Raw genomic sequence first — 4,535 nt, 5'->3', positions numbered from 1 at the left:
CCGTAGCTCTCGTGCTCCCGCAGTTCCCCCCACCGGATCCCCCACCGAATCACGGAGACCGAATGCGCCTGCTCGCGCGCGGCCTGTCCGCCGCCTTCCTCCTCGCACCGCTGGCCGTCCTGCCGTCCGCCGCGTCCGCCGCGTCGTCGTCGGCGCCGGCACCCCTGCCGGGGCCGGCCAGGACCAGTCCCGCCCCGTTGATCGAAGCCGCCGGCGACGCGGTGCCCGGCCAGTACATCGTGACCCTCGACAAGGACGTGAACCTCACCGGCCAGGTCCGCACCCTGGGCATCAGGCCGCTGTTCAGCTACGACAAGGTGCTGCACGGCTTCGCCGCCGCGCTGACCGCCTCCCAGCTCGGCACCGTGCGCGACACCCCGGGTGTCGCGGCGGTCGAGCAGAACGGCCGGGTCAGCGGCTCCGACCTCACGGTCAGCGGGCCGCACAGCCGGGCCACGGCCACCAGTTGGGGCCTGGACCGGATCGACCAGCACAACCTGCCGCTGGACGACGAGTTCAGCACCGACGGGACCGGCGCCGGCGGCACCGCGTACATCATGGACACCGGAATCGACTTCGGGCACCGCGAGTTCGGCGGCCGGGCGGTGCCCGGGTTCGACGCGGTCGGCGACGGCCGCGACGGCCAGGACTGCCACGGCCACGGCACACATGTCGCGGGCACGGTCGGCGGCGCCACGTTCGGGGTCGCTCCCAAGGCGACCCTGGTCAGCGTGCGGGTGCTGGACTGCAAGGGCAACGGCAGCACCGCCGCGCTGATCGCCGGGTTCGACTGGGTGGCGAAGAACGCCGAGCAGCCCGCGGTGCTCAACGGCTCGCTCGGCGGCGGCTCCTCCCCGGCACTCAACTCGGCCGTCGACGCGCTCGCCGACAGCGGGGTGCTGCCGGTGGTCGCGGCCGGCAACGATACCCAGGACGCCTGCGGGGCCTCCCCGGCGAGCGCCGACCGGGCTCTCGCCGTCGGCGCCACCGACCGAAGCGACGACGAGACCGGCTTCAGCAACTACGGGAAGTGCGTGGCCCTCTTCGCGCCCGGCCAGGACATCGTCTCGGCGAAGCTCGGCGGCGGCAGCGTCGCCGAGAGCGGCACGTCGATGGCCAGCCCGCACGTGGCCGGCGCCGCGCTGCTCTACAAGACCGAGCACCCGTCGGCGACCGCCGATCAGGTCAAGGCCGCGCTGGTCGACAGCAGCACCGAGGACGTGCTGACGGTCGAGCACGACTCCCCGAACCGGCTGCTGTTCACCGGCGGGCTGTAGGCACGACCGAGTACCACCGAACCGAGCACGACGGCGTACGACCGGCTACGACAGGACGTACGACGACGGCGCGCCCGTACGACCGCCCGGACGGCCGACCCTTAGATGGACCGTACGGTCAGAGAGTCCGTACGGGCGCGCCCGCACGCCACGCCTCGATGTCCTCGACGGCGTCGGTGTAGAAGATCCGGTAGGTCGTGTCGGTGACGTAGCCCATGTGCGGGGAGAGCAGGGTGCGGGGCGCGGCACGCAGCCAGTGGCCGTCGGGCAGCGGCTCGGTGTCGTAGACGTCCAGGCCGACGCCGGCCGGGCGGTCGGCGGCAAGGGCACGGCGCAGCGCGTCCTCGTCGAGCAGCCCGAACCGCGAGGTGTTGACGAGATAGGCGTCCGGGCGCATGGCGCCGAGTTCGGCGTCGCCGATGAGGCCGCGGGTGCCGTCGGCGAGCACCATGTGCACGGTGACGACCTTCGCGGTCGCGAACAGTTCGTCCTTCGCGACCAGCCGGGCACCGCCCTCCGCCGCGCGCTCCGCGGTGAGGTTCGGGCTCCAGGCGACCACGTCCATTCCGAACGCGGCTCCCACCGCGGCCACTTGGGCGCCCAGCCGGCCGAGGCCGACGATGCCCAGCACGTCGCCCGCCAGGTCCGGCGCGATCCGCTGCTGCCAGCCGCCGGCCCGGATCGCGGCGTCGTCGTCGGCGACCTTGCGGACCAGGCCGAGGATCATCGCCCAGGTCAGTTCGGCGGTGCCGGTCGGGTGCGTGCGGGTGCCGCAGACCAGCACGCCGAACTCGGCGGCCGCGGCCACGTCGATGGACGCGTTGCGCATGCCGGTGGTGACCAGCAGCCGCAGCCGGGGCAGCCGCTCCAGCACCTCGCGGGGGAAGGCGGTGCGCTCGCGCATCGCCACCACCACCTCGAACGGCTCCAGGGCGGCGACCAGTTCGTCGCGGTCGGCGAAATGCCGGGAGAAGAAGACCGGCTCGACCCCGGGCAGCCGCCCGGACCAGTCGGCCAGCGACTCGGCGACCTGCTGGTAGTCGTCCAGTACGGCGACACGCATCGGCACGACGGCTCCTCCTGGTGGGGTCTCCTGGTTGCGGTCCGGCCGTATCCGGCCGGGTCCGGTTGCGTCGGCGGCTCCCGGGCGATCCTACGGGCGCGCGCCGGGCCTACTCCTCGTCGCTCCCGCCCTCGCCGCCGCCCTCGCCTTCGAGGTCGCCCTCGGTGTCCAGGTAGACCTGGCGCAGTTCGGCGAGCACCGCGGGGTCGGGCTCGGCCCACATGCCGCGGGACTCGGCCTCCAGCAGGCGTTCCGCGATGCCGTGCAGGGCCCAGGGGTTGGCGTCCTGGAGGAAGGCGCGGTTGGCCGGGTCGAGGACGTACGCCTCGGTGATCTTGTCGTACATCCAGTCGGCGACGACGCCGGTGGTCGCGTCGTAGCCGAAGAGGTAGTCGACGGTGGCGGCGAGTTCGAAGGCGCCCTTGTAGCCGTGCCGGCGCATCGCCTCGATCCAGCGCGGGTTGACCACGCGGGCGCGGAAGACCCGGGAGGTCTCCTCGACCAGGGTGCGGGTGCGGACGGTCTCGGGGCGGGTGGAGTCGCCGATGTACGCCTCGGGGGCGGTGCCGCGCAGCGCCCGGACGGCGGCGACCATGCCGCCGTGGTACTGGAAGTAGTCGTCGGAGTCGGCGATGTCGTGTTCGCGGGTGTCGGTGTTCTTCGCGGCGACGGCGATCCGGCGGTAGGCGGTCTCCATCTCGCCGCGGGCCGGGCGGCCGTCCAGGCCCCGGCCGTAGGCGTACCCGCCCCACACCGTGTAGACCTCGGCGAGGTCGGCGTCGGTGCGCCAGTCGCGGGAGTCGATGAGCTGGAGCAGCCCGGCGCCGTACGTGCCCGGCCGGGAGCCGAAGATGCGGGTGGTGGCGCGGCGCTCGTCACCGTGCTCGGCGAGGTCGGCGCGGGTGTGGGCGCGGACGTGGTTGCGGTCGTCGGGCTCGTCGAGGGAGGCGGCCAGCCGGACCGCGTCGTCCAGCAGGGCGACGGTGTGCGGGAACGCGTCGCGGAAGAAGCCCGAGATGCGCAGGGTGACGTCGATCCGGGGGCGGCCGAGTTCGTCCAGCGGCACGGGTTCCAGGCCGGTGACACGGCGGGAGGCGTCGTCCCACACCGGGCGGATACCGAGCAGGGCCAGCGCCTCGGCGATGTCGTCGCCCGCGGTGCGCATCGCGGAGGTGCCCCACAGGGACAGGCCGACGGAGGCGGGCCAGTCGCCGTTGTCGGTGCGGTAGCGGGCCAGCAGGGAGTCGGCGAGGGCCTGCCCGGTCTCCCAGGCGAGCCGGGAGGGCACCGCCTTGGGGTCCACGGAGTAGAAGTTGCGGCCGGTGGGCAGCACGTTGACCAGGCCGCGCAGCGGCGAGCCGGACGGACCGGCGGGCACGAAGCCACCGGCCAGGGCGTGCACGGTGCGGTCGATCTCGGCGGTGGTCGCGGCGAGCCGGGGCACCACCTCGCGGGCGGCGAACTCCAAGACGGCGGCGGCCTGTTCACCGTATCCGGCGGCGACCGCGGGCACGGCGGCCGGGTCCCAGCCGGCGTCCTCCATCGCCTGGACCAGGGCGCGGGCGCGCTCCTCGACGGCGTCGGCGGCGGTGCGGGTGGGGGCGGACTCGTCCAGGCCGAGGGCCTCGCGCAGCCCGGGCAGGGCCGCGGTGCCGCCCCAGATCTGCCGGGCCCGCAGGATCGCCAGCACCAGGTTGACCCGGTCGGTGCCGGCCGGGGCCTGGCCGAGGACGTGCAGGCCGTCGCGGATCTGGGCGTCCTTGATCTCGCACAGCCAGCCGTCCACGTGCAGCAGGAAGTCGTCGAAGCCCTCGTCGTCGGGGCGGTCGTCCAGGCCGAGGTCGTGGTCGAGGCGGGCGGCCTGGATCAGGGTCCAGATCTGGGCGCGGATGGCGGGCAGCTTCGCCGGGTCCATGGCGGCGATCTGGGCGTGCTCGTCCATCAGCTGTTCGAGGCGGGCGATGTCGCCGTAGGAGTCGGCGCGGGCCATCGGCGGCACGAGGTGGTCGATGAGGGTGGCGTGCGCGCGGCGCTTGGCCTGGGTGCCCTCGCCCGGGTCGTTGACCAGGAACGGGTAGATCAGCGGCAGGTCGCCGAGCGCCGCGTCCGGGCCGCACGCGGCGGACAGCCCGGCGTTCTTGCCGGGCCGCCACTCCAGGTTGCCGTGCTTGCCGAGGTGGATCATCGCGTCGGCG

Annotated in this window: 3 protein-coding genes; 1 reads left to right on the top strand and 2 read right to left on the bottom strand. The window is 74.0% G+C overall.

The features are described 5' to 3' along the window. Positions 1-62: 62 nt before the first annotated feature. The gene (locus AC13HU_RS32685) at positions 63-1,277 is read left to right on the top strand and encodes a S8 family peptidase (RefSeq protein WP_483045605.1); all 1,215 of its coding nucleotides are present in this window, start codon (positions 63-65) and stop codon (positions 1,275-1,277) included. A gap of 118 nt (positions 1,278-1,395) precedes the next feature. Here the strand turns inward: AC13HU_RS32685 and AC13HU_RS32680 are convergent, their stop codons facing one another. Both AC13HU_RS32680 and cobN read right to left on the bottom strand, forming a co-directional pair. Further along, positions 1,396-2,340, bottom strand: coding sequence for a D-2-hydroxyacid dehydrogenase family protein (locus AC13HU_RS32680; protein WP_483045606.1), 945 nt, complete (start codon positions 2,338-2,340; stop codon positions 1,396-1,398). 109 nt (positions 2,341-2,449) lie between these two features. Further along, positions 2,450-4,535, bottom strand: a 2,086-nt coding sequence (gene cobN / locus AC13HU_RS32675; RefSeq protein WP_483045604.1) for a cobaltochelatase subunit CobN, incomplete at its 5' end; no start/stop codon positions are given.

The organism is Streptomyces sp. NH27, assembly GCF_056859195.1.
The sequence above is the reverse complement of the archived record's forward strand: the minus strand, read 5'-3'. Positions and strand labels throughout refer to the sequence as shown.

Coding starts and splice junctions, on each gene's coding strand:
- AC13HU_RS32685 (WP_483045605.1), top strand. CDS start 63: ATGCGCCTGCTCGCGCGCGGCCTGTCCGCCGCCTTCCTCCTCGCACCG.
- AC13HU_RS32680 (WP_483045606.1), bottom strand. CDS start 2,340: ATGCGTGTCGCCGTACTGGACGACTACCAGCAGGTCGCCGAGTCGCTG.